This is a genomic window from Pandoraea sp. XY-2, from assembly GCF_004193915.1.
GTDB classification, from domain to species: domain Bacteria; phylum Pseudomonadota; class Gammaproteobacteria; order Burkholderiales; family Burkholderiaceae; genus Pandoraea; species Pandoraea cepalis.
The window spans coordinates 1,293,808-1,318,545 of record NZ_CP030849.1 but is presented as its reverse complement, the minus strand read 5'-3'; the positions used below and the strand labels follow the sequence as shown (position 1 = coordinate 1,318,545).

The 24,738-nt window shown below is 65.7% G+C and carries 19 protein-coding genes and 1 pseudogene; 7 read left to right on the top strand and 13 right to left on the bottom strand.

The genetic code is table 11. The features are described 5' to 3' along the window. The first annotated feature begins 216 nt into the window (after nt 1-216). Nucleotides 217-1,173, top strand: a complete 957-nt coding sequence (gene trxB / locus DRB87_RS06090; RefSeq protein WP_026132246.1) for a thioredoxin-disulfide reductase — start codon at nt 217-219, stop codon at nt 1,171-1,173. Between the two features lie 97 nt (nt 1,174-1,270). Then, a complete protein-coding gene (locus DRB87_RS06085) occupies nt 1,271-1,948 on the top strand; it encodes a Smr/MutS family protein (RefSeq protein WP_017235377.1) in 678 nt (225 codons plus the stop codon). Between the two features lie 292 nt (nt 1,949-2,240). Here DRB87_RS06085 and DRB87_RS06080 read toward each other — a convergent pair whose 3' ends face one another. The 5 genes from DRB87_RS06080 to DRB87_RS06060 form a co-directional block, all read right to left on the bottom strand. Then, nucleotides 2,241-2,579 (bottom strand): P-II family nitrogen regulator, encoded by a 339-nt coding sequence (locus DRB87_RS06080; RefSeq protein WP_017235376.1) that lies wholly within the window; start codon nt 2,577-2,579, stop codon nt 2,241-2,243. 87 nt (nt 2,580-2,666) lie between these two features. Further along, nucleotides 2,667-4,769, bottom strand: coding sequence for an NAD(+) synthase (locus DRB87_RS06075; protein WP_130025240.1), 2,103 nt, complete (start codon nt 4,767-4,769; stop codon nt 2,667-2,669). 155 nt (nt 4,770-4,924) lie between these two features. Then, on the bottom strand, nt 4,925-6,061 hold the full coding sequence (locus DRB87_RS06070; protein WP_130025239.1) for a GNAT family N-acetyltransferase: 1,137 nt from the start codon (nt 6,059-6,061) through the stop codon (nt 4,925-4,927). A 172-nt stretch (nt 6,062-6,233) separates the two neighbouring features. Continuing rightward, entirely contained in the window at nt 6,234-6,761 is a 528-nt protein-coding gene (gene ppa / locus DRB87_RS06065; protein ID WP_017235373.1) for an inorganic diphosphatase, read from the bottom strand. 103 nt (nt 6,762-6,864) lie between these two features. After that, nucleotides 6,865-8,049, bottom strand: coding sequence for an alpha-hydroxy acid oxidase (locus tag DRB87_RS06060; RefSeq protein WP_130025238.1), 1,185 nt, complete (start codon nt 8,047-8,049; stop codon nt 6,865-6,867). Between the two features lie 150 nt (nt 8,050-8,199). On the opposite strand from DRB87_RS06060, the gene DRB87_RS06055 reads away from it, so the two are divergent. Beyond that, nucleotides 8,200-9,075 carry an IclR family transcriptional regulator gene (locus tag DRB87_RS06055; protein ID WP_017235371.1) on the top strand — a complete coding sequence of 292 codons (876 nt, stop codon included), beginning with the start codon at nt 8,200-8,202 and terminating at the stop codon, nt 9,073-9,075. 38 nt (nt 9,076-9,113) lie between these two features. Here DRB87_RS06055 and DRB87_RS06050 read toward each other — a convergent pair whose 3' ends face one another. The 5 genes and pseudogenes from DRB87_RS06050 to DRB87_RS06030 all read right to left on the bottom strand — a co-directional run bounded on the left by DRB87_RS06050 (nt 9,114) and on the right by DRB87_RS06030 (nt 15,763). Then, on the bottom strand, nt 9,114-10,025 hold the full coding sequence (locus DRB87_RS06050; protein ID WP_130025237.1) for a dihydrodipicolinate synthase family protein: 912 nt from the start codon (nt 10,023-10,025) through the stop codon (nt 9,114-9,116). A gap of 47 nt (nt 10,026-10,072) precedes the next feature. Next, the gene (locus DRB87_RS06045) at nt 10,073-11,779 is read right to left on the bottom strand and encodes an ABC transporter permease subunit (RefSeq protein WP_130027753.1); all 1,707 of its coding nucleotides are present in this window, start codon (nt 11,777-11,779) and stop codon (nt 10,073-10,075) included. A gap of 99 nt (nt 11,780-11,878) precedes the next feature. Then, a pseudogene (locus tag DRB87_RS06040) lies at nt 11,879-13,023 on the bottom strand (ABC transporter ATP-binding protein). A 45-nt stretch (nt 13,024-13,068) separates the two neighbouring features. Further along, the gene (locus tag DRB87_RS06035; RefSeq protein ID WP_130027752.1) at nt 13,069-14,112 is read right to left on the bottom strand and encodes an ABC transporter substrate-binding protein; all 1,044 of its coding nucleotides are present in this window, start codon (nt 14,110-14,112) and stop codon (nt 13,069-13,071) included. 214 nt (nt 14,113-14,326) lie between these two features. After that, a complete protein-coding gene (locus DRB87_RS06030; RefSeq protein ID WP_130025236.1) occupies nt 14,327-15,763 on the bottom strand; it encodes an FAD-binding oxidoreductase in 1,437 nt (478 codons plus the stop codon). A gap of 260 nt (nt 15,764-16,023) precedes the next feature. Between DRB87_RS06030 and DRB87_RS06025 the strand changes: the two genes are divergently transcribed. From DRB87_RS06025 to DRB87_RS06010, 4 genes are all read left to right on the top strand, one after another. Continuing rightward, nucleotides 16,024-17,463, top strand: a complete 1,440-nt coding sequence (locus DRB87_RS06025; RefSeq protein WP_130025235.1) for an aldehyde dehydrogenase family protein — start codon at nt 16,024-16,026, stop codon at nt 17,461-17,463. A gap of 106 nt (nt 17,464-17,569) precedes the next feature. Then, nucleotides 17,570-18,328 (top strand): SDR family oxidoreductase, encoded by a 759-nt coding sequence (locus DRB87_RS06020; protein ID WP_017235364.1) that lies wholly within the window; start codon nt 17,570-17,572, stop codon nt 18,326-18,328. A 93-nt stretch (nt 18,329-18,421) separates the two neighbouring features. Continuing rightward, nucleotides 18,422-19,738, top strand: a complete 1,317-nt coding sequence (locus DRB87_RS06015) for an MFS transporter (protein ID WP_165385246.1) — start codon at nt 18,422-18,424, stop codon at nt 19,736-19,738. A 168-nt stretch (nt 19,739-19,906) separates the two neighbouring features. After that, nucleotides 19,907-21,415: an MDR family MFS transporter gene (locus tag DRB87_RS06010; protein WP_130025234.1), complete on the top strand. Its 1,509-nt coding sequence runs from the start codon at nt 19,907-19,909 to the stop codon at nt 21,413-21,415. A gap of 33 nt (nt 21,416-21,448) precedes the next feature. Here DRB87_RS06010 and DRB87_RS06005 read toward each other — a convergent pair whose 3' ends face one another. From DRB87_RS06005 to DRB87_RS05995, 3 genes are all read right to left on the bottom strand, one after another. Beyond that, nucleotides 21,449-22,621: a heme biosynthesis HemY N-terminal domain-containing protein gene (locus DRB87_RS06005; RefSeq protein WP_130025233.1), complete on the bottom strand. Its 1,173-nt coding sequence runs from the start codon at nt 22,619-22,621 to the stop codon at nt 21,449-21,451. 9 nt (nt 22,622-22,630) lie between these two features. Further along, nucleotides 22,631-23,671, bottom strand: a complete 1,041-nt coding sequence (locus DRB87_RS06000; RefSeq protein ID WP_130025232.1) for a uroporphyrinogen-III C-methyltransferase — start codon at nt 23,669-23,671, stop codon at nt 22,631-22,633. Nucleotides 23,672-23,789: 118 nt separating this feature from the next. Next, a complete protein-coding gene (locus DRB87_RS05995) occupies nt 23,790-24,707 on the bottom strand; it encodes a uroporphyrinogen-III synthase (RefSeq protein WP_130025231.1) in 918 nt (305 codons plus the stop codon). Nucleotides 24,708-24,738 lie beyond the last annotated feature (31 nt).

The window sequence follows — 24,738 nt, the reverse complement described above, 5'->3', positions numbered from 1 at the left end:
CGGGCCTCCCGGCGGCCTTCGGCAGACCGCCGCGACCGGGCGCTCACCCGACACACTCTGGTGGCGCGCGGGCTATCGCGTCGATTGCAAGACTCGATCAACGAAACGACCTCGGCCCCTTATAATGGCGGTTTGCGCCAATCCCCGCGCCGCGCCATCGCGGTGCAGGATCGGATCGGGCGCCAGCCCCCATCCCTTTCCGGTGAGTCCTCGTTCATGTCCGTTGCCAAGCACGCCAAAGTCCTGATTCTCGGTTCCGGCCCCGCCGGTTACAGCGCCGCTGTCTATGCCGCGCGCGCCAACCTCAAGCCCGTGCTGATCACAGGCATCGCCCAGGGCGGCCAGTTGATGACCACGACGGATGTCGAGAACTGGCCCGGCGATCCGACCGGCGTGCAAGGCCCCGAGCTCATGGCCCGCATGCAGGCCCACGCCGAGCACTTCAACACCGAGATGATCTTCGATCACATTCACACGGTGCATCTGAATGAGCGTCCGCTGCGTCTGATCGGCGATTCCGGCGAATACACCGCCGATGCCCTGATCATCGCCACGGGTGCCTCGGCACAATATCTCGGCCTGCCGTCGGAAGACGCCTTCTCCGGCCGCGGCGTGTCGGCCTGCGCCACGTGCGACGGGTTCTTCTACAAGGGCAAGGAAGTCTGCGTGGTCGGCGGCGGCAACACGGCCGTCGAGGAAGCGCTGTACCTCTCGAACATCGCCAGCAAGGTCACCGTGATCCATCGTCGCGACAAGTTCCGCGCCGAGCCGATCCTGATCGACCGTCTGCTGGAAAAGGCCAAGCAAGGCGCAGTCGAACTCAAGTACGACACTGTGCTCGACGAAGTCACCGGCGACGACTCGGGCGTGACCGGCATTCGCATCAAGAACGTGAAGACCGGCGCCAGCGAAGCCATCGCGCTGCATGGCGTGTTCATCGCCATCGGCCACAAGCCGAACACCGACATCTTCGAAGGGCAGCTCGAAATGAAGAACGGCTACATCGTCACGCACAGCGGCCTGAACGGCAACGCCACGGCCACCAGCGTGCCGGGCGTGTTCGCGGCAGGCGACGTGCAGGATCACGTCTACCGTCAAGCCATTACCAGCGCCGGCACGGGCTGCATGGCCGCGCTCGACGCCCAGCGTTACCTCGAAAACCTCGACCAGTAACCGCTGAATGACCTGCGACGGCGCCCTCGCCACGTGAAATTTCACACGCTGGGGCGCCGTTGTCGTTTGATCTCCCACCGTCCTTGTTCGCACGACCATGAGCAAGAAGCCTCCCAGACTCGGCCTCGGCGATCTCGCCGGCCTGCGCGACGCGATCGCCAAGGATTCGGCCGCGCGCGAAGCCGAACGCCTGGCCGCAGCCAAACGCGCTGCGCAAGCCAAGCGCGACGCCAACGTGTTCCGCGACAGCGTGGGCGACATCGCCCCGATCGCGCGCAAGGGCGCGACCGATCGCGTGGAGCATCCGCGCCAGCCGCCCGAGCCGGTGGCCCGTCAGACGCAGGAAGACGAAGCGGCCGTCCTGCACGAGTCGCTGTCGGACGAGTTCGACCCCGAAGCCCTGCTCGACACCGACGATCGCCTGTCATATCGCCGCCCCGGCATCAGTCACGACGCCCTGCTCAAGCTGCAGCGCGGCGAATGGGTGGTGCAGGCGCAGATCGACTTGCATGGCATGCGTCGCGACGAAGCCCGCGAGGCGCTGTCCGCCTTCCTGAACGACGCCGTGAAGCGCGGACTGCGTTGCGTGCGCGTAATCCACGGCAAGGGACTCGGTTCGGTGAACCGCGAACCGGTACTCAAGGACAAGGTCCGCGGCTGGCTGGCGCAAAAGGACCAAGTGCTGGCCTGGGCGCAAGCCCAAGGACGCGATGGCGGCAGTGGCGCGTTGGTCGTCCTGCTCCAGGGTGCGCAGACGCGAGCGCCGCGCGGGTAATCCACACGCGCCCGGGCGCGCGACGTCTTGCGCGAACGCGCGCCGCATACACCACGTCGCATGCCGCTGCAGGCATCGCACCGTGGGAAGCGACATCGCCGTCACCTAGCCGTCATCGCGGCGTTAAGCAGAATCAAGCGGCATTAAGCGGCATCAAGCGGCATCAAGCGGCATCAAGCGCCATGAACGCCGAAGGGCGACGCCGCCTGCGCAGTCGTCGCCCTCCTCCGTCCAGCCCTTGGCGTCTCGCCCCGCTCGCCGCCGCAACCTCGCGACGACGCCCGAACCGGCGTCAGACCGCTTGCTCGCCCTCTTCGCCCGTACGAATGCGGATCACGCGCTCGACATCGGTCACGAAAATCTTGCCGTCACCGATCTTTCCGGTGCGCGCCGCGCCCAGTACCGCGTCAATGACCTGATCGGCCTGTGCCGAGCCGACCACCACTTCGATCTTGATCTTCGGCAGGAAGTCGACCACGTATTCGGCGCCGCGATACAGTTCCGTGTGACCCTTTTGACGGCCGAAGCCCTTCACTTCCGTGACGGTCAGGCCGGTCACGCCGACTTCGGCCAGCGCTTCGCGGACTTCGTCGAGCTTGAAGGGTTTGATGATGGCAGTTACGCGTTTCATTGTCGCCTCGATATCTTGGTTGGATTGTTCTGAGAATTCGCCGGGCTATTGTACCGGTCCGCGCAAGGCGCGCCGATCACAGTAGGCTCAGGCATGCGGGTCGTCGGGCACGGTGTCCAGGTCGGCGAGCCACACCACCGACTCCGAATCGCTCGGTGCCCGCCAGTCGCCGCGCGGTGAGAGCGACCCGCCCGTGCCGACCTTTGGCGCGTTCGGAATGCATGATCGCTTGAACTGACTGGTGCGGAAGAACCGATCCAGGAAAATGCGCAGGTTTCGCTTGATCGCCACCAGATCGTACGCGTGATGCGCGACGTGTCCTTCGTCAGGCCAGCGTCCCGTCGACGCGTCGTGCCACGCGCTCCACGACAGAAACGCCACCTTGCGTGGCGCGTAGCCGAAACGCAGCGTGTAGTAGAGATTGAAGTCCTGCAACTCATAGGGACCGATGAAATGCTCGGTGCGCTGTTCCGGCGCGCCGTTGGCCTTGCCCGGTACGAGTTCCGGGCTGATTTCGGTCTCCAGGATATCGATGAGCACGTTGCGACGCGATTCGGCGTCCTTGCCTGTCTTGCTCGCGGGCTTGGCCGACGCCGCGCCGCCCAACTGCCCGGTTTCCGCCACCCATCGCACGAGGTGCATGATGAGCGTCTTGGGCACGCTGGCGTTCACGTTGTAGTGCGACATATGGTCGCCAACGCCGTACGTGCACCACCCCAGCGCCAGTTCGCTCAGATCGCCGGTGCCGATCACGATCGCCCCGAGGTGATTCGCGAGCCTGAACAGATGATTGGTACGCTCGCCGGCCTGCACGTTCTCGAACGTGACGTCGTAGACTTCCTCACCCCGCGAAAACGGATGGTCGAGGTCTGCCAGCATCTGCATGCAACTCGGGCGGATGTCGATCTCACGCGCCGTGCAGCCGACCGCCGCCATCAGCTCGCGCGCCTGGCGCAGCGTTCGCTCGCTCGTGGCGAAACCGGGCATGGTGTAGGCCAGGACGTTCGCGCGTGGCAGCCCGAGCCGATCCATGACCTTCGCGCACACGAGCAGCGCATGCGTCGAATCCAGGCCCCCGGACACCCCGATCACGACCTTCTGAATCTTCGACGAGGCCAGACGCTGCATCAGCGCCTGCACCTGGATGTTGTAAACCTCGTGGCAACGCTCGTCGCGGCGGCGCGGGTCGGACGGCACGTACGGGAAGCGTTCAACGGCCCGCGCGAGCGGCAGCTCGGCATTGCGCGGCATCGCGACGTCGACCTTGATCGTGCGGAAGCGCGCCACCTCGTCGGCATGGCGGCGCACCGACACCCCGAACGTCGTCTGATGCATACGCTCGCGCGCGAGCCGCTCCAGATCGACGTCCGCATAAATCAGATGCGATTCACTGGCGAAGCGCGCCGACTCGGCCAGCAGGTCGCCGTTTTCATAGATGAGCGCCTGGCCATCCCACGCGAGATCGGTCGTCGATTCGCCCTGCCCGGCCGACGTATACAGATACGCCGCGAGGCATCGCGCCGACTGTTGTCCGACCAGTTGATGGCGATACGCCGACTTGCCGACGACGACGTTGGATGCCGACAGGTTGACGAGTACCGTCGCGCCCGCCAGTGCGGCAAACGACGACGGCGGCACGGGCACCCAGACGTCCTCGCAAATCTCGCAGTGAAAGCGCAGCAACGGCTGGTCGGCCGCCTCGAAGACGAGCGCGCCGAACGGCACCTCATTGCCGAGCAGCATCACCGTGTCGACGCCCGCGTCATCGGCCGCGTTGAACTGACGCGCTTCGTAGAACTCGCTGTAGTTCGGCAAGTAGGTCTTGGGAACCACGCCATGCACGCGTCCGCGCGCGACGACCACTGCGCAGTTGAACAAGCGTTGCTGCACGCGCACCGGCATGCCCACGATCAGTGCGGCGCCCAGTTCGCGGCTCGCCGCCACGATGTCGGCCAGCGCCACGTTGCAGGCGTCGAGCAATGCACGTTGCTGGAACAGGTCTTCGCAGCTATAGGCGGGGATGCCGAGTTCGGGGAAGGCGACGAGCACGGCGCCCGCGGCATCGGCCTGCTTCGCGAGGGCAATGGTCTGCGCGGCGTTGTAGGCAGGATCGGCGACACGGCATTGCGGCACTCCGACGGCCACACGCGCGAAATCGTGATTGTAGAGATTGAGAAATCGGTTGGTCATGTCGGCGGCTACGAGGCATCGTCCCTGAGCCGATACGCCGGCAGGCGAAGCGGCTAGGGGCCGACGCCCGCCCGACGCGAGCGGCGGACGTGAGAATCGCCAGTATATTACGCGCGACGCTGCCCTGCCCGGCGCGCACCCGCGTCGCTGTGGCGTCAGGACGCCGTGCGCTTGAACGGCGTATGAGCCTCCAGCTCGCCGATATGCTCGTCCATCGCCGAGGTCTCCGCATCGAGAAACTCGGCGATGGCGTCGGCGAAGCGCGCGTCGGCAATCCAGTGCGCCGACCAGGTAGGCGTGGGCAGCAGGCCGCGCGACATCTTGTGGACGCCCTGCGCGCCGCCCTCGAAGCTGCGCAGCCCATGCGCGATGCAATACTCGATGCCCTGCGCGTAGCACGTCTCGAAGTGCATGCCGGAGACGAATGCTGTCGTGCCCCAGTACCGCCCGTACATCGTGTCGCCGCTCACCACGTTGAGCGCGCACGCCAACGGCTCGCCCTCGCGCTCGGCCACGACGAGCAGCAGCGTGTCGGGCATCGCCGCATGCCACTGGCCAAAGAAGGCGCGGGTCAGATACGGCGCATTCCAGTGCTCTCGATAGGTGTTGTCATAGCACTGATAGAAGAAATCGAGCGCGGCTTCGTCGATGTCGGCACCGCGCAGCCACCGGTACGTTACCCCGGCATCGCGCACACGCCGGCGATCCTGTTTGAGCTTCTTGCGCTTTTCCTGATTCATCTGCGCGAGGAAGTCGTCGAACGAGGCCACGCCAGGGTTCTCCCAATGGAACTGCACGCCCTCGCGCAGTGCATAGCCGGCCTCGGTGAGCGCCGCCAGATCGTCGTCGTGCGCGAACAGCACGTGAATCGACGACAACTCGAGTTGCTTCGCGAACGCGATCGCGCCGCGCGCGAGCGCGACCCGGTCGGCGTGGGTGCGCGCCAGCAGGCGCGGCCCCGTCACGGGCGAGAACGGCACCGCGCACAGCAGCTTCGGGTAGTAGTTCAGGCCATGACGCGCAAACGCCTCGGCCCACGCGTGATCGAACACGTACTCGCCGCGCGAATGTGATTTGACATAGAGCGGCATGGCGCCCACGAGGCTGTCGCCGGCCTGCATGAGCAAATAGGCCGGCTGCCAGCCGGTGCGCTTCGACGCGCATCCGCTCGTATGCATCGCATGCAGGAACGCGTGCTGCACGAACGGGTTGCCGCGCGCGAGCGCATTCCACGCGTCGGCCGGCACGTCTTCAATCGATTGCACTACACGGATGACTACGTCGCTGCTCACCGCTCACCTCGTCTGCGAACCTGCGAGCCGACGTCGCGGCCGTCGGCATTGATCCATGGAACTGGTAGCCATTGTCGCCGAACTTGGCGAGGCTTTCAGCGGGCAACAAAAAAGCCCGGCACACGGCCGGGCTTCTCTGGCGTCGACGAGCGACGCCGCAGGCGAAAATCGCTTACTTCTTGGCGTTGGCCACGCCGTCGACGATTTCCTTGTGGGCGGCTTCGATGCCTTCCCAGCCTTCGATCTTCACCCACTTGCCCTTCTCGAGCGCCTTGTAGTTCTCGAAGAAGTGCTTGATCTGGTCCTTCAGGTAACCCGGCACGTCGTCGATCGACTTCATGTGCGCCGTCATCGGGCAGATCTTGTCGACCGGCACGACCACCAGCTTGGCGTCCACGCCCGACTCGTCGGTCATGTTGAGCAGACCCAGCGCGCGGCAGCGCACGATCGAGCCAGCCAGCAGCGGGAACGGCGTGACGACCAGCGCATCGACGGGGTCGCCGTCACCGGACAGCGTTTGCGGAATGAAACCGTAATTGGCCGGGTAACGCATGCCCGTACCGATGAAGCGGTCGACGACCAGCAGGCCCAGTTCCTTGTCCGCCTCGTACTTCACCGGGTCGCTTTGCGCCGGGATCTCGATGATGACGTTGAAATCGTTGGGGATGTCCTTGCCGGCAGGCACGTGGTTGAAGCTCATGATGGCATTCCTGTGTTTGAAAAGGGGCACGCCGCCGCACGGCGTGCACGCCCCGCCAACCCGCCGGATGCCACGCCGCCCGACGGCAATCGGGCGCGGAACATTATAGCGGGTTTGCCTGATTCGCCTGTATTGACGGCAGTCGGACCAGTCGCTGCGACGTGAGGTCGCCCATGTTTGCGCAGCCCAGCAGTTGCATCGTCGTGCGCAACTCGCCCAGCAGCAGCGCGAGCACCCCGGCCACGCCCTCGCCGCCGCGCGCCGCCACGCCATACAGCGGCGCACGGCCGAGCAACACCCCCTTGGCTCCCAGCGCAACGGCCTTGGCCACGTCGGCGCCGCGCCGCACGCCACCATCGAGAAACACGGCCATCGCGGGCCCGCGAGCGCTCAATGCCTCGACGATCGGCGGCAGCGCCTCGAGCGGCGCAAGCGTGCTGCCCAGTTGTCGCCCGCCGTGATTGGACACGACGATGCCATCCGCGCCGTGCGCCTGCGCCAGTCGGGCGTCCTCCACCGTCTGGATCCCCTTGACGAGCACTTCACCGGGCCAGTGGCGGCGCACCCAGGCCAGATCGTCCCAACCGAGCGACAGGTCCATCTGACGGCTCAGCACTGCCGCGTGACGGGCCAGATCGGCGCGCTCGCCCACACTCCTGGCGATGTTGCGCAGTTGCGGCGCGCCGTAGGCCAGCATCTGCCAGCTCCAGTGCGGGTGCCGCATGCAGTCGGCGATGAGCCGCGGCGTCATGCGCAACGGCAGTTTGAAGCCGTTGCGCGTGTCGTGATCGCGCTTGCCATGCACCGGCGTGTCGACCGTCAGCAGCAGCGTGCGGAAACCCGCCTCACGCGCGCGGCCCATCATGCTCTCGGCAATTCGCCGGTCTTGCTGCACATAGAGCTGGAGCCACATCTCGCCATCGGGCACCGCCGCGCGAACGTCTTCCAGCAGCGACGTCGACGCCGTCGACAACACGAACGGCAGCCCGGCGTCGGCCGCCGCTCGGGCGAGCCGCTCATCGGCACGTGGCCAGAACAGCCCGTTGAGTCCAGTCGGCCCCACGGCCATGGGGGCGGCGGCGTCACGCCCCCAGAACGTCGTCGCACTCGAACATTGCGACGTATCGGTCATCACGCGCGGCGCAAAGCCCCACTGTGCGAACGCATCGCGGTTGCGACGCAGCGCGTCGCCGTCTTCCGCCCCGCCCTCCAGGTAATCGAACGCCAGCTTCGCCAGACGACGCCGGGCAGCCCGACGGTAATCCTCCACGCAGGAAAACGCGTGCATTGCTCCCCCTATTCTCATGTTCCCCCGTGGCGCTCGCCACACAGCCTCATTCCTCGCCCAACGACGGGCTCTCCCAGTAATTCGTCACTTGCACACAAACAATTGCATTACAATCACAATCGTTACAATCCGAACATATTGGTACATTCCATGCCGCGCTTGCCCGCCCGGTCATCCGGCCGTACTGAAGACGCGCCGGCCACCGCGTCAGCCAAATCCGCCAGCGTGTCGGACGCTGCGCCGTCGACGCCCCGCTCGTCGCTCTTCGTCGGATCCACCGAAAAGACGTTTCAGGTGCTGCACGCCTTCGACGGCCCGGCGCGCTACATGACGCTTGGCGACATCGCCAAGGCGGCAGGGCTCGATCGCAGCGCAACGCAACGGCTCGTGCACACCCTCGAAGTGCTCGGCTATTTGTTTCGCGTGCCCGAGACCCGCACCTACGGTCTGACCACCAAGGTGCTTCAGTTCTCCTACAACTACATCCGCGCGAACGATCTCGTCGAGAAGGCCGCGCCGTATCTCCTGGACATCTTCCGCCGCGTTGGCGAGACGACCAACCTGCAGGAGCTGGACGGCCACGAGATCGTGTACGTCGCGCGCTTTCCCGGTCAGCATCTCGTGAATATCGGCATCGTCGTCGGCGCCCGCCTGCCGGCAATGTTCACCGCCTCCGGCATCGCCATGCTGTCGCGCCTGCCCGACGCACGCGTGCGGGAAATCCTCGCGAATACCTCGCTTGAACCGATGACGCCATACACCACGACAGACGAGAAGAAGCTCCTCGAACGCATCCAGACGGCTGCGCGGCGCGGCTATGCCATCGTCGAAAGCGAAACCGTGATGGGGGACATCTCGGTCGCCGCCCCTATCACCGATCACGATGGATACGCCGTCGCGGCCATCAACATCTCGGTGCCCACCTCGCGCTGGACACGCGAGCGCGTTGAGGCCGAACTCGCGCCGCACGTGCAGGTCGCCGCCACCTCGATCTCGAAGTCGCGAATCTCCACCTTCCGCCGCTAAATCGCGCCAGCGGCGGCAGGTCCAGACCGCGCCCGGCCTCAGCGGCCCTCGAAGATCGCCAGTTGCCTGGCCAGTTCCTCGCGCAATTGGGCCGACAGCGCCGGTGCGGGCGGCACCAGCGGGGCGAGCATCGCCGGCGCGTCCACGCCGATCAGGTCCATCACCGACTTCATCGGCCCCGGGTTGGTCTCGGCAAACGCCAGGTTCATCAGCGGAATCAGCGAGCGGTGCAACTCAAGCGCGTCGGCCGTCCGGCCTTCTGACGCGAGCATGAAGATGCGCTGCCATGCGCTCGGCAATAGCGACGCTGTCACCACGATGCCGCCTCGCGCGCCCGCCGCCACATGGAGCGGGAACAGCGTGTCTTCGCCGCTCAGCACGGCGAACGACGCATCGACGCCCGCGATCGTGCGCAGGAAATGCCACATGTCGGTGTTGCACGCCTTCATGCCCACGATGTTCTCGTGGCGCGACAGCTCGTGCAGCACTTCCGGGGCGATCGCGATGCGCGTGCGATACGGGATCTCGTAGATCAGGATGGGTACCGGCGACTCGTCGGCATAGCGCAGGAAGTAGTCGCGGATACCGGCTTGCGTCGGGTTGGTGTAGTACGGGGTGAGCACGAGCAGGCCGTCGGCACCTGCTGCCGCGAAGTCGCGACCGGCTTCGATGGCGTCGTGATAGCCCGGGTCGAGCACGCCGGCGATCACCGGCACGTCGCGGCCGTGCGCTTTCACTTCCTGGGCCGTGAGTTCGGCCATGCGCACGCGCTCGGCGCGCGAGAGCGCCCCGTACTCGCCGGTGCCGCCGAGCGGCACCACGCCGTCGATGCCCTGCCCCAGCAGATACCGCATCAGCGCGCGCGCCGCATCGGTGTGAATCGTGTCGTCGGCGTTCACCGGCGTGGGAATCGCCGGCAGAATGCCCTTCAGTTGTGCAGAGCGAAGCATGTGTTAAACGTCCGTGAATCGTGAGTTCGGTGAAATCGGATACCGCATCAGGTCGCGAGGCTGCGCCGGCGCAAGCGCTCGGCCACCCAGATGAGTGCGGCGATGAAAAGGAACAGGCACGTGGAGACCGCGGCGATCACCGGCGAGATCTGCATCGTGATCTCGTCCCAGAACTGCTTGGGCAGGGTGGTCGACAGACCGCCCGACGTGAACAGCGCAATCGTGAGTTCGTCGAACGACGTGGCGAACGCGAACAGGAACGACGACAACAGGCCCGCACCGAGAATCGGGAACGTCACGCGGCGCAGCGTCGCCCACGGACGGGCCCCCAGGCTGTAGGCCGCCAGGTCGAGGCGCGTGTCGTAGTTGCGCAGCACCGCCATCATCGTGATGACGACATACGGCACGGCCACGACGGTATGCGCGAGGGTCAGCCCGACGCTGGAGCCCACCAGCCCGATCTTGGCGAAGAAATAGAACACGCCCACGGCCAGAATCATGCGCGGCACCACGATAGGGGCGAGCACGAAGGCGAGCATCGCCGACTTGCCGCGCATGCCGCCGCGCACCAGCAAGAACGCGGCCGGCGTGCCTATCAGCATCGACAACAGCCCCGCGCCGATGCCGACAAGCATCGAGCGAGTGACCGCCTGCATCCACAACGGCGATTCCCAGATCTGCTGATACCACTGCAGCGAGAAACCTTTCGGCGGCCAGGCCAGGCCCGAGGCCGAGTCGAACGACATCGGAATCATGAGCAGGGCCGGTGCGGCAAGAAACACCACCAGCAGGACCACGATCGTGCGCAGCACGCGCCCATCGCCCTGCTCGCCCTTGTGGCGGGGCATCGCGCGCAACAGCAGATCGGTGGCACTGCCCAGCGCCGAGAGCACGCTCTCGCCAAGCGCCCGGCTCCACCCGCCGCGCCGCTTGCCGGTCTTGATGTCGCCCGCGCCGCCGGCCATCGTCGACAGTCCGACCAGGCGGTCGTAGACGAAGAACACCACCAGCACCACGGCGAGCAGCAGCACCGAGATCGCGCCCGCGAAGCCCCAGTTCAATGCCTGCATCACCTGATCGATGATGAGCTGCGTAATCATCGTGTCGTGACGACCGCCGAGCAGCGTCGGCGTAATGAAGAAGCCGATCGATGTGACGAACACCATCAACGCGCCGGCGGCCACGCCCGGCAACGACAAGGGGAAATACACCCGCCAGAACACGGTGCCGGGGCGCGCGCCCAGCGTCGATGCCGCGCTCGGCAGACGACGGTCGATGTTCTCCATGACGGAGAGCATCGTGAGCACCGCCAACGGCATGAGCGCATGCACCATGCCGATCAACACGGCCGGAAAGCTGTAGAGCAGCGAGAGCGGCGCATCGATCAGACCCAGATCGAGCAATGTTCGATTGATCACGCCGTTGCGCCCGAGCAGGACCACCCAGGCAAACGTACGCACGAGAAAACTCGTCCAGAACGACAGCAGGAGCCAGAACAACAACCGCTGCTTGCGCGCGCCGCTCAGTGTCGAGAGCCGATACGCAATCGGATAGCCCGTGAGCACCGCGAAGAAGGTCGTGTATAGAGAGACCTTGAGTGTGATGAGCAGCACCTCGACATACACCGACGAGGCGAACAAGCGCTGATATTCGGCGAGCGTGAAGCCGCTCTCGCCGCGAATGCTCAACAGCAAGAGTTGACCGACCGGATAAATCAGCATCACCGCCAGCAGAATGACGATGGGCGCGGCCATGAGCAGCGGGCGCAGGCGCTCACGCCAGCGGGCCCGGCGCGGCGCCGGCTGGGCGGGACGGGACGACGAAGGACGAACCACGGCGGATGCACTCATCGCTTACCCCGCGATCGCCACGGCGTCGTCGGCACGCCATGCGAGACCGAGCGTCTGCCCGATCTCGAAACGGTTGCCACGACGATGTGTCGGAAACGACGCCACGAGCGACTTGCCCACCTCGCCCCCCTCGCTCACCGCCCCGCCCATCACCGACGACTGCAGGTACAGCTTCGTCATGCCGCCCGTGACCATGATGTCGGTCAGCTTCGCCGAGATCGTTGCCACGCCATCGCGGTTACCGCCATCGCCCCCGTCGGCGCCCTCGTGGATGTGCAGGTTCTGCGGACGCAGCAGCAGCTTGACCGCACGGCCCGGCTCGACCTTCGGGTCATAGACCATCGCACCGGCACCCTGCGCGCCTTCCACGCCCGGCATCGCCACGCGCACCTGATCGCCCGCGCGCGTCAGCACGGTGGCATCGAGCAGGTTGGACTCCCCGAGGAAATCGGCCACGAACACGCTCGACGGACGGAAATACAGATCGTCCGGCGTGCCCAGTTGCGCGATTTCCCCGGCGTTCATCAGGCAGATGCGATCGGACATCGTCATCGCTTCCTCCTGATCGTGCGTCACGTACACGATGGTGGTACCGAGTTCGCGGTGAATCCGCTTGATCTCGAGCTGCATGTGATCGCGCAACTTCTTGTCGAGCGCGCCCAGCGGCTCGTCCATCAAAATGATCGACGGCCGGTAGACCATGCAACGCGCGAGGGCGATGCGCTGCTGCTGCCCCCCGAGAGTTCGCGCGGATAGCGCTCTGCCACATGCGGCAGATGCACCATCTCCAGCGCGTTCATGACCATCTTGCGAGCGGCCTGTGCGTCGGTGCGACGCATTTGCAACGGGAATGCGATGTTCTCCGCCACGGTCATGTGCGGGAACAGTGCGTAGTTCTGAAACACCATACCGATGTCGCGCTCGTACGGCGCGCCGTACGTGACATCGGTCCCATTGATGCGGATGGCGCCTGCATCGGGCTGCGACAGACCCGCGATGAGCGAGAGCAAGGTGGTCTTGCCCGAGCCGCTTGGGCCGAGCAAGGTCAGGAATTCGCCCTGGGCGACATCGAGGTCGGTCGGGGCAAGCGCGACGAAATCGCCGTAGCGCTTGGACAGACCCGACACTTGGAGATTGGCAACGGTCATGAGATCAGCACTCTAGAATGCATGAAACGGAACAGCAGGTGAGGATCAGGTCAGGATCCAACGATTGAATCGCTCGAGCGCCACGCTCTGGTTTTGCTGCCAGAACTTCGCGTTGATCTGCACGCCACTCTTCATGTTCGCGGGGAATGTCGGGCAGTGCTTCGCAATCTCGGGCTTGACGTAGTTGAACGCCTCGGGCTGCGTCATCCCGGCCGGGAAGAACTTGGTCAGTTCGGCCTGACGCTTCGGATCGCTCACGAACTTGATGAACTCGCGGCAAGCACCGGCGTTCGGCGTGCCCTTGAGGATCGACCAGTTGTCGCACCCCCAGATGTTCTGGTTCCACACGATCTCCACGGGCGCGCCGTTGGCCTGCGCCGACTGCGCGCGCGAAGCCCACGTGGCGACCATGTCGACCTCGCCCGAGCCGAGCATCTGTTCGAGCTGTGCACCGGTGGTCCACCATACGTCCACATGCTTCGCAATCTTGTCCAGACTCTTGAATGCACGATCGAAGTCGCACGGATACACCGCGCCGGACGCCACGCCGTCGGCCAGCAGTGCTTCTTCGATGGTGTCGAACGGGTACTTGCGGATGGAGCGACGGCCCGGAAAGTCCTTCACGTTCCACAGATCGGCCCACGACGCCGGTGCCTTGCGGCCCTTGAACGCATCGGTACGATAGGCGAGCACCGTCGAGTAAATGTTGGTTCCCACGCCGAACGGCGACATGTACTGCGAGGGGATCTTCGCGATGACGGGGTCCGACTCGAGACCATGGCGTTCGAGGTACTCCTTGCCGCCCCCCGTCAGCAGCAGGATCGCGGGCTGGCTGATCTTGGCCATGTCCCACGTGTAGCTGCCCGCCTCGACCATGCTCTTGATCTGCGCCGTCGGCTCGGCGTTGGCCTGCACTCCCACGACTTCGATGCCGGTCGCCTTGGCGAACGGCTTGTAGAACACGGCGTCGTACGCCTTGTTGTAGATCCCGCCATCGTCGCGCACGACGATGCGCTTGGTGGCGGCGCGCGAGGACGTCCACACGAACGGGAACGCCACGGCTGCGGCACCGACGAGCGCCGTCTTCATGGCCGTGCGGCGGCCCGGCTGTGCTAGCGATGCGGCGTCGTTGTCGGCGTGGGTGTCAGCGATGTCAGCAGTATCGAGCGGGCTTGCGAAGGGCTTGCGTTTCATCTTGGTCTCCGGTCTTGACTGGGAGGGTGGGCGCGGCGACGGTGTGCGACTTCGGCACAGCCGCCGCGCGCGCGGTTATGGCACAACAAACAGCAATGCGTGAAATGACTCAGGGAACGAGACGTCCCGGATTGAACAACTGGTTAGGGTCGAGTGCCGCCTTCACGGTGCGCATGAGGGCGAGTTCGGCCGGCGCCTTGTAGCGCTGCATGAGCGGCAAGCCCGTCTGGCCAACGCCATGCTCGGCGCTGAACGTGCCGGACAGCCGTGCGGCCACGTCGTTTACGCACGCGCGCATGATGTCGGCCATCGACGCACTGTCGGCCAGCGCCGCCCAGGCGGCAAACGAGAACATCGGGATGAAGTGCACGTTGCCGTCGCCCATATGGCCGACGATGGCGATGTCGAGCCCCGGCACGACGGCGTGTACGGCGCGCGTGGCGGCGTCGATGAATTCGGGCACGCTCGACACCGGCACCGCGCAATCGGTCGTGAGCCCGACGGCGGCCTTCTTGTTGGCTTCGCTCACGCTGTGACGCACTTCCCAGAGATCGGCGCGCTGCGTGTCGTTCGCGGCGATGACGGCGTCTTCGACGAGCCCTTGCTCGATGGCCTCGCCCAGCGTCTGCGTCAGCACGGCTTCGAGCCCTTCGGCGTCGCGCGTGTCGCTCAGCTCGACCAGCACATGCCAGGCATGCGCGTGCGCGAGCGGATTGCGGCGATTCGGCACATTGGCCAGCACCAGATCGAGCTGGTGACGGTTCATGATCTCGAAAGCCGACAGGCGCGCGCCGCAGGCGTTCTGAAACCTACCGAGAATCTGTTGCGCGGCGGCGGGATCGCGCGGCGCAAACCACGCGAGCGCATGCTGCGTGGGCAACGGATGCAGCTTGAGCGCGGCGGCCGTGATGACGCCCAGCGTGCCCTCCGCCCCGATGAACAGATGCTTGAGATCGATACCGGTGTTGTCTTTGCGAAGTGCGCGCAGACCGTCCCAGATCGTGCCGTCGGCCAGCACGACTTCCAGGCCCAGCACGTTCTCACGCGTGTTGCCATAGCACAGTACGCTGGTGCCGCCCGCGTTGGTCGAGAGCGTGCCGCCGATCTGACACGACCCCTCGGCACCAAGACTCACCGGATACAGACGTCCAACGCCGGCCGCCGTCTCCTGCACGGTTTTCAGGATGCACCCGGCCTCGACGACCATCGACCCGTTGGCCGCATCGACCTGCCGAACGCGACGCATGCGCGCCAGGTTCAGAATGACGGGCGCCGGGCCGTCGGTCGGCGGCACCGCCCCGCCGCACAGGCTCGTGTTGCCGCCCTGCGGCAAGATCGGCACGCCCGCGGCAGCGCATAGCCTGACGACATCGCTCACCTGCGCGGTGGTCGAGGGCAGCGCGACACACAGCGCCTCGCCCCGATAACGTCCCCGCCAGTCCTCGGTGTAACCGACGGTATCGGGCGCATCGCTGAGCACGGCTTGGGCGCCCAGCGCGTCTCGCAACCGAGGGATCAGTGTTTCACGCGTCACTGCGTCGTTCATTGCCTGCGGACTCCTGAATACTTCCGTTCGACGTTGTCGCCACGACGCGGATAGCCGTATGCGACGAGCGGTGGGGCTACGCCAGATGTCCGTCTGGCGATTCATTACGATCAAGGATAGGTGATAAAAAATTGCAATAAAATCTCTTTAATTACAATACGATCAATTTAGGTGTTTGTGCGGATGTGACGCATGTGACGGTCAACGCCCTCACGAGTTAAGTGATAATGAGGGCCACCCCCACACGAGGTGACGTCGTCATGCCCGAAGCTACACACTTCATCGGCAACCAATGGGTCGCTCCCGCGAAGAGCCCGACGATTCCCGTTGTTGACCCTTCCGACGGACAAGTCTTTACCCAGATCGCCCGCGGCGACGCCGAGGATATCGACCGCGCCGTGAAGGCCGCACGTTCGGCCTTCGAAGGCGACTGGGGACGCATCGGCGCCGCCGAGCGCGGCCGCGTACTCTACGCAATGGCGAACGTGCTCGCTCAACATCACGAGGCGTTGGCGCAGCTCGAAGCACGCGACACCGGCAAGCCGCTCAAGCAGGCACGCGCCGATGCCGCCGCCATCGTGCGCTATTTCGAGTTCTATGCCGGGGCCGCCGACAAGCTGCACGGCGAGACGATCCCCTACCAGCCCGGCTTCACCGTATTCACCGTGAGAGAGCCGCACGGCGTGACCGGTCACATCATTCCGTGGAATTACCCGCTGCAGATCTTCGGGCGCAGTGTCGCCGCGGCCCTTGCGAGCGGCAACGCCTGCGTCGTGAAGCCGGCGGAAGACGCCTGTCTGTCGTTGCTGCGCGTGGCCGAGCTGTCGATCGAAGCCGGGCTGCCGCCGGGCGCGCTCAATATCGTGACCGGTTACGGCGCCGAGGCGGGTGCGTCACTCGCGCGGCATCCGGGCATCGATCACATCTCGTTTACCGGCTCGCCCGCGACCGGCACGCTGATCTCGCAGATGGCCGCGGAAAACCATACGCCCGTCACGCTCGAACTCGGCGGCAAATCGCCGCAGATCGTTTTCGCCGACGCGGACATGGACGCCGTGCTGCCCGTGGTGGTCAATGCGATCGTGCAGAACGCCGGACAAACGTGCTCCGCCGGCAGCCGTCTGCTCATCGAGCGCGACGCCTACGAGCGCCTGCTCGCGCGTCTGGCCGAGGCGTTTGCGCATCTGCGCGTGGGACCGTCGCAGGACGATCTCGATCTCGGCCCGCTGATCAGTGCGCGCCAGCAGCAACGCGTGTGGGACTTCCTGTCCGAAGCGCAGCACGATGGCATTGCGGTGATGTCGCAGGGTGAAGTCGTCGGCAGCGCACCGGAAACCGGGTTCTATCAGGCCCCCACGCTCCTGCGCGACGTTCCCGCCACCCATCGTCTCGCCCGCGAGGAAGTGTTCGGCCCGGTGCTCGCCGCCATGCCGTTTATTGACGAGGCCGACGCCGTGCGGCTGGCCAACGGCACGCCCTACGGTCTGGCCGCCGGGGTCTGGACGCGCGATGGCGCACGCCAGATGCGCCTGGCACGCGACATTCGCGCGGGACAGGTCTTCATCAACAACTACGGCGCGGGCGGCGGCGTGGAGCTACCTTTCGGCGGGCGCAAGCACTCCGGCCACGGACGCGAAAAGGGCTTCGAAGCCCTCTATGGCTTCACGACACTCAAGACCGTGGCCATCCGGCACGGTTGATTCGCAGGACCGGCGGCACACTCCCTGATCTAGATCGCGGCGAAGCATCGAGCGCACGCCCTGTGTCCGACGCTTCGCCATCCCCAGGCACTTCAGGAGACAAGGCATGCGTTTGCAAGAGAAAGTGGCCATCGTCACGGGCGCCGGTTCCGGCTTCGGCGAGGGCATCGCCAAGACGTTTGCGCACGAAGGCGCCGCCGTCATCGTGAACGATCTGAACCGCGAGGCCGGCGAACGCGTGGCCGAGGACATCGCCAAGGCCGGTGGGCGAGCGGCGTTCGTATGCGGCGATGTGTCCCGGGAGGACGATCACGTCACCCTGCTGGACGAAGCCGTCACGCGCTTCGGCCATCTCGATATCGTGGTCAATAATGCGGGCACCACGCATCGCAACAAGCCACTGCTCGAAGTCACCGAAGCCGAGTTCGATCGCGTCTATGCCGTGAACGTCAAGAGCATTTTCTGGAGTGCGCGCGCGGTCATGCCGTACTTCCTGCAGCGCGGCGCCGGTGTGATGATCAACATCGCGTCGACGGCGGGTGTGCGCCCACGCCCGGGGCTCGTCTGGTACAACGGCAGCAAAGGGGCCGTGATTACCGCGAGCAAGGCCATGGCCGCCGAATTCGGCCCGAAGAACATCCGCGTGAACTGCGTCAACCCGGTCATCGGCGATACCGGATTGACCGCCGAATTCATGGGCGTGCCGAACACCCCCGAGAACCGCGCCAAATTCCTCGCAGGCATTCCGCTCGGGCGCTTCTCCACGCCGCAGGACATTGCCAACGCCTGCCTCTACCTCGCCAGCGACGACGCCGCATTCATCACCGGCGTGTGCCTGGAGGTCGACGGCGGACGCTGCATCTGATCGACCCATCGTTTTTGCAGTCGGTAATCCCGTAGTTGTCGCACTCACACCATAACGACAGACAACACCACGTCAAACCGGAGGAGCTTTCGTATGAACAGCGTTCCCACGCCCCCCTCGCCCATGACCGATGCGTCGTCGGCCGACTTTGAAGCGGCCACCTACCGCAAGGTCGGCTGGCGGCTGATTCCGTTTCTACTGCTGTGCTATGTGGTCGCGTATCTCGACCGGGTCAACGTCGGCTTCGCCAAGTTGCAGATGGTCGGCGACCTGCAATTCTCCGACACCGTGTTCGGTCTCGGCGCGGGTATCTTCTTCTTCGGCTACTTCCTCTTCGAAGTGCCAAGCAACGTGATCCTGCATCGCGTAGGCGCCCGCGTGTGGATCGCGCGCATCATGATCTCGTGGGGCATCATCTCGGGCGCGACGATGTACGTCACGTCGCCACAGATGTTCTACATCATGCGATTCCTGCTCGGCGTGGCCGAGGCGGGCTTCTTCCCCGGCATCATCCTGTACATCACCTACTGGTATCCGGCCTCGCGGCGCGGACGCATGACCGCCTGGTTCATGACGGCCGTGGCGTTGTCAGGCCTGATCGGCGGGCCGCTCTCGGGCTGGATCCTCAAGGACATGAGCGGCGTGAATGGCCTTGCCGGTTGGCAATGGATGTTCCTGATCGAAGCGATCCCATCGGTGGTGATCGGGCTGATCGTGCTGGTCGTGCTCGACGACCGCATTCGCGATGCCAAGTGGCTCAACGATGCCGAGAAGTCGATGCTCGAGCGCAACATCGCCAGCGATGTGCTCAGCAAGGAAGACCTGCCGCTGCGCCGGGTGTTCTCCAGCCCCCGCGTGTGGATGATGAGCCTGATCTACTTCTCGTTCGTGATCGGCCTGTACGGTGTGGGCTTCTGGCTGCCGACGATCATCAAGGGCACGGGCGTGACCGATCCGCTGCAAATCGGCCTGCTTACGGCCATTCCGTATTTCTTCTCGGTGATCGCGATGGTCGTGGTCGGGCGTCGCTCCGATCTGCGCGGCGAGCGTCGCTGGCACATTGCGATACCCGCTTTCGTCGGCGCCATCGGCCTGTTCCTGTCGACGACCTGGAGCCACAACACCCAGCTCGCCATGGTCGCCCTGACGCTGGCCACGATGGGCATCATGATCGTGCTACCGCTGTTCTGGAGCCTGCCCACGGCCTTTCTGGGCGGCACCGCCGCCGCGGCCGGTATCGCGATGATCAACTCGCTGGGCAATCTGGCCGGTTTCGTGGGCCCGTACCTGATCGGCTTTCTCAAGGACGCCACGCACAGCACCAACAGCGGCATGTTCCTGCTCACGATCTTCATGATTCTGGGCGGACTGCTTACGCTGGCCGTGCCCGCGCGGCTCGTCAACCAGTGACGGGTACGGCGGGATCGGCTGACGAAACCGCATCTCGCCGGGCAAGACCGTCCCGCCACGGGGCCGCTGGCCGGGTCGCCACCGTGGCCATCCGTTGGGAGTAATATATTTCGCATCGAGAAGGCCGTCCTTGCCGGGACGGCCTGTTTTTTGCCCCCAAAGATCCGCATGCCCGCCAATGACTCTCAGACGACGCCGGCCGGCGTCTCGCTCACCCCCACCGAGGTCAAGTCGATCCTCTCCGGCCTGCTGCTCATCATGTTTCTGGGCTCGCTCGACCAGACCATCGTCGCGCCCGCCCTGCCGACCATCGCCCGAGACCTCGGTAGCTTCGACGCCGTGTCGTGGGTCGTCACCGCGTATCTGCTCTCGTCCACGGCCATTACCCCCATCGTCGGCAAGCTCTCCGATCTGCTCGGACGGCGCGTCGTCATCGCCGTGAGCGTGGCCGTTTTCCTCGTGGGGTCGGTGCTGTGCGCGCTGGCGCCGAGCATGCTCGCGCTGATCGTGGCGCGCGGCGTGCAGGGGCTGGGCGGCGGCGGCCTCATCGCGCTGTCCAACACCGTGATCGCGGATATCGTCTCGCCGCGCGAGCGCGGCCGATATCAGGGATATATCTCCGGCATGTTCGCCGTCTCCGGCGTGGCGGGGCCCATCACCGGCGGGGTATTCGCCCAGTACCTGAACTGGACGCTCATCTTCTGGATCAATCTCCCGCTCGGTCTGCTCGCCATCTACCTGAGCGACCGCGCGCTGCGCCACCTGCCCCGTCGCGAGGGCAAGCCGAGCATCGACTATCTCGGGTCGGCGCTGCTCATCGCCGCGACCGTCTGCCTGCTGCTGGCGCTCACCTGGGGCGGACATCGCTACGACTGGGTGTCGATGCCCATTGCAGGCCTGCTCGCCGCGAGCGTGATCGTGGGGGCGATCTTCCTGCGTCACCAGCGTGCGGTGCGCGAACCATTGCTACCGGTGGCGTTGCTTGCCAACCCGGTGTTCCGGATGACATCGACGATGGCCGTGCTCGTGATGATGGTCAACATCAGCATCGGGATCTACGTGCCGCTTTATCTTCAGTTGCAGCGCGGCGAATCGGCTAGCCGTTCGGGGCTGATGCTGATCCTGCCGCTGCTGGGCATCGTGGTGGGAGCGCTCAGCGCGGGGCATTACATGCGCGCGACGGGGCATTACAAGCGTCCGCCGCAGATCGGCCTGCCCGTGGCGTTGCTGGGACTGACGACGATTGCGCTCGGCGTGCAGTCACTGCCGCTCTGGGTCGTGGGGCTGTGTCTCGGACTGGTGGGGATCGGCTTCGGCTCGGCCATGCCGGTGATGACCGTGGCGACGCAAAATGCCGTCGCGCCGCGCGACATCGGCATTGCGACGGCCGCACACGCATTCTTCCGGGCGCTCGGCGGGATGATCGGCGTCGCAATGTTCGGCGCGCTCATCGTCGGGCTGTTGGTCTCGGCAGACGGCGGCGCGCCGCGCGAACTGACCGACTTCCTTCGCCCAGGCGGCGCACCGCCCGGGATGGAAGATCATGTACGGCTCGCCTTCGGTGCCTTCTTCGGCGGTAGCGCCCTCATTGCCGCGCTGGCCATCGTCGCGCTCGGCCGCTTGCCGGAACTGCCGTTGCGTCAGAGTTCGGGAAACGAAGCAACCGCCATCGAGTGACGTTGCGAGCCTGACGGCTCGCTCGCCAGCCAATTACGCCGTCGCGCAGGCCCGATAGTGACGGTTGGCCAGTTCCATCTGCTCGAGCCCCTCGAAGAGTTGCGCCAGCGCGAGATGCACGCGCTGCTGCAGATGCCGGTCGTCGGTATGACGCAGTGCCCCTTCGAGGAACGTCTGCGCCTTGCCCCACAGCCGCTGGTGCTGGCACAGCTTGCCCAGTGCGAAGAGCAGATCGGGATCGTTCGGATGTCGCTGCTGCCACGCCTCGGCCTTCTGGATGAGCGGCAGGGCATCGCCGCCGGCACAATCGGCATAGCGGCGCAGCAGACGTGGGTCCCAGTGCTCGGCCAGCGCGGCCTCGACGATATCGCGCGCCTCGCGCAGGCGGTCGAGCGAAATCAGCAACTCCGCCGCGACATCGGCAATCCGCGCCGACGTGCGCGCATCGGCCGGCAATTCGTTCCAGCACTTGAGCAGCGCGTCGGCATCGTGGCGGTGATCGCGCAGAATGCCCTCGCTGGCCGTCTGCTTGAGCTTGGCCGCCAGCGCCGGATGCAGCGCTTCGCGCTTTTCCAGCACCTTGAGCAGCGCCAGGACCTCGGGCCAATGCTTCAGGTGTTGATGTGCCCGCAAGGCGACCAGCTGCGCCTGCATGCGGCGCGCGCCCTGCGCGCGCATCTCGGTCAGGGCTTCGAGCGCCCCTTCCGCATCACGGGTATCGACGCGCAACTCCGCCGTCTGCAACAGACGCGCCTCTTCGAGGTTCGCCCCCTGCGCCTCGGCCAGCCAGCTGTCGCGACGCGCAAACTCGCGCATACGATGCGCCGCGCGCGCCCCGATGATCGCCGCCACGCCACGATTGTCCTCTTGCTCGGCGGCTTCGCGCGCCGCTTTCTCCGCCCGCGTGTAGCGTCCCGCGAAGAGATTCGCCACGGCATCGCGCAACGCGATGTTCGCGCGACGGCTGCGTTGGCGATTGCGGTAAGCGGCCACGCGCTCCGGCATCTTGTAGATGTTGCGCAGAATACGAATGACGACGTACAGCGCAACGAACAAGGCCAGCAACGCCAACACAAAAAGATTCAGCGATACGTCAACACGGTACGGTGGCACGAGCATCACCACCTGCCCGTGATTGAACGTCGCCAGCACGGCAAAGCCGGCCGCGACCGCGAACAGGAGCGTCAACCAGATCAGTCCTCGCATGCCGGCTCCTTAGGGCTTGTCCTTGACGTCCTTGACCTGACCGATGGCGGTCAGGCTGGCGTCAAGGGTCGGCAGTTCGATCGTGCGCGAGCCCGCGTCGACCTGGTCGAGCAACGTTTTCACGGCGGCGATGCGACGCGACTTGGCGTCGAAATACTTGTCCAGCGCGGCCTGCGCGACCACCACGTCGCTATGCACAGCTGACGCGTTGCGCGCAAGCAGCGCCAGACGCGCATTGAGCAGGCGCAGCTTGAGATTCGCCCGCAGGAACGCGCCCTGCTCCGGCGCCACGAGCATCACGTCCGGGTCGTCCAACCGGCGGACCTGCACCAGTTGCTTGAGGCTGCCCAGCATCTCCGAGGACAGGCGATGCCACGTCGCGATCCAGCCCGCTTCGCTCACGCTGCCCGCACCGGCCGCGCCCCCCGCCGCCGACGTCGGGTCGACGCGCCGCTCCTCGGCCTGCAACGGCAACGTGTCGACCATGGCAATCGCCTGATCGAGCTTGCCGGTCAGTTGCGGCAAATCGGCCGCCGGCACGGCCTTGAGCCGGTCGATGTCCTTCTTCAACGCGTCGCGCACGCCTGCGAGCTGCGGTGCGCCGGAGCGTGCCAGGCGAGCGTCGGCACCCTCGAGCGCAATCAGCGCGCCGCGAACGTTGCCGGTGAGCTGCAATTGTTGATTCGCACTCGTGACGATCTGCTCGGTCTCGGCGAGCACCCATTCGTCTCGGTTGTGCGCCAGATCCTGATAGAGCTGTTCGAGTGCGGCCTGCTGGCTGCGCGAATCGGACACTCGCCCTTCAAGCGCCGTGAGCCGATTTTGCAGATCGCGCTGATTATCGAGCGCCTGCGCCGTTCGCACCTGCGCCTGCATGACCTGTGCATCGCCCGTCTGCTGACGGCGCGCCATTTCCTGCTGCACGCGGTCGAGCTTCTGGTTCAGCGACCAGCCGCCGATGCCGGCCCCGGCCGACACAAGCACGAAGAGCAGCCAGGGCAACGCGGCCCCGACCCTCGACGCCGAGGCGGCGGCTCGGGCGGCTGCCATGCGGGCGGGCTACCCGTCGTGCCATAGGGAGCACCGCCGGCCGTGGTTGCATTCGACGCCGCCGGGCCGGTCGACGCCGACGGGTTCTGGGAAGACTCGGGAACGCGATTATCTGTCGTCATGCTTTGACTTGAATGGGATCCGCCCATGTTTTGAGTGCCGCCAACAAGTTCTCGTCGCCGGGCGCGCATTGCGTAATCCTATCAAACCCCGCAGCCCGCGCGGCATCTGCGATGCGCACATGCGACGTAAAGCACCGCGCCGCCAGGATTTGCGCCAGCACCTGCGGGGTGCCCGGCGTGTGAATGCCATCGCGCGTGCCGTAGCGCGCAGCGAGCTGTGTGGCCAGATGACGCACCGCCTCGGAGCTGGTCAGCACCCAGGCGCAACGCTCGGGCGAAGCCAGCCGGGCTTCCAGCGCGGCCCACGCAGCGGCGTCCGGCGCGGGCGCCCGGCGCGTGTAGGCGCTGACGAGGTCCACCTGCGCGCCACCGGCGCGCAACGTGTCGGCCAGCAGTTCGCGGCCGCCGTCGCCCCGCACGATCAATACGCGGCGTCCCGCCAGCGAAGCGAGGTCGAGTTGCGCGAGGAGCGCTTCCGAGTCGAAACGCGCCGCCGGACCGCCCGGCGGCACGATCACCCGATGTCGTGGCGCGGCGATGCCCGCGTCGGCCAGCGCCTGCGCACTCCCTGGGCCGACCACGGCCACCGGCAATGCCGCGGGCCACAAGTCGCCCACGTGGGCACCGACATCGGTGAGGTCGTCGCTCGTTCGATGATCCAGGGATGCCAGAAGCGCCAGCCGAGCCAGGCCATGCGTCACCGCGTTGGGCGAGACGAACACCGCCAGCGCGTAGGACGCCAGCGAGCGCAATGCGCGATCAAGCGCCGCCAATGTATCTGGGTCGGCCTGCGCGGCAATGTGCAGCAGCGGGAATGCGAGCGTGTCGATGCCTTCTGCGCGCAACGCGCGGGCAAGTGCATGGGCTTGTCCGTCGGGGCGCGTCAGGATGGCGCACGGCGAGCGAGGCGACATTGCCCCACCGGCAAGGCGCCCGCAGACGGAC

Coding starts and splice junctions, on each gene's coding strand:
- trxB (WP_026132246.1), top strand. CDS start 217: ATGTCCGTTGCCAAGCACGCCAAAGTCCTGATTCTCGGTTCCGGCCCC.
- DRB87_RS06085 (WP_017235377.1), top strand. CDS start 1,271: ATGAGCAAGAAGCCTCCCAGACTCGGCCTCGGCGATCTCGCCGGCCTG.
- DRB87_RS06080 (WP_017235376.1), bottom strand. CDS start 2,579: ATGAAACGCGTAACTGCCATCATCAAACCCTTCAAGCTCGACGAAGTC.
- DRB87_RS06075 (WP_130025240.1), bottom strand. CDS start 4,769: ATGACCAACCGATTTCTCAATCTCTACAATCACGATTTCGCGCGTGTG.
- ppa (WP_017235373.1), bottom strand. CDS start 6,761: ATGAGCTTCAACCACGTGCCTGCCGGCAAGGACATCCCCAACGATTTC.
- DRB87_RS06060 (WP_130025238.1), bottom strand. CDS start 8,049: ATGCACGCGTTTTCCTGCGTGGAGGATTACCGTCGGGCTGCCCGGCGT.
- DRB87_RS06055 (WP_017235371.1), top strand. CDS start 8,200: ATGCCGCGCTTGCCCGCCCGGTCATCCGGCCGTACTGAAGACGCGCCG.
- DRB87_RS06050 (WP_130025237.1), bottom strand. CDS start 10,025: ATGCTTCGCTCTGCACAACTGAAGGGCATTCTGCCGGCGATTCCCACG.
- DRB87_RS06045 (WP_130027753.1), bottom strand. CDS start 11,779: ATGGCCGCGCCCATCGTCATTCTGCTGGCGGTGATGCTGATTTATCCG.
- DRB87_RS06035 (WP_130027752.1), bottom strand. CDS start 14,112: ATGAAGACGGCGCTCGTCGGTGCCGCAGCCGTGGCGTTCCCGTTCGTG.
- DRB87_RS06030 (WP_130025236.1), bottom strand. CDS start 15,763: ATGAACGACGCAGTGACGCGTGAAACACTGATCCCTCGGTTGCGAGAC.
- DRB87_RS06025 (WP_130025235.1), top strand. CDS start 16,024: ATGCCCGAAGCTACACACTTCATCGGCAACCAATGGGTCGCTCCCGCG.
- DRB87_RS06020 (WP_017235364.1), top strand. CDS start 17,570: ATGCGTTTGCAAGAGAAAGTGGCCATCGTCACGGGCGCCGGTTCCGGC.
- DRB87_RS06015 (WP_165385246.1), top strand. CDS start 18,422: ATGAACAGCGTTCCCACGCCCCCCTCGCCCATGACCGATGCGTCGTCG.
- DRB87_RS06010 (WP_130025234.1), top strand. CDS start 19,907: ATGCCCGCCAATGACTCTCAGACGACGCCGGCCGGCGTCTCGCTCACC.
- DRB87_RS06005 (WP_130025233.1), bottom strand. CDS start 22,621: ATGCGAGGACTGATCTGGTTGACGCTCCTGTTCGCGGTCGCGGCCGGC.
- DRB87_RS06000 (WP_130025232.1), bottom strand. CDS start 23,671: ATGGCAGCCGCCCGAGCCGCCGCCTCGGCGTCGAGGGTCGGGGCCGCG.
- DRB87_RS05995 (WP_130025231.1), bottom strand. CDS start 24,707: ATGTCGCCTCGCTCGCCGTGCGCCATCCTGACGCGCCCCGACGGACAA.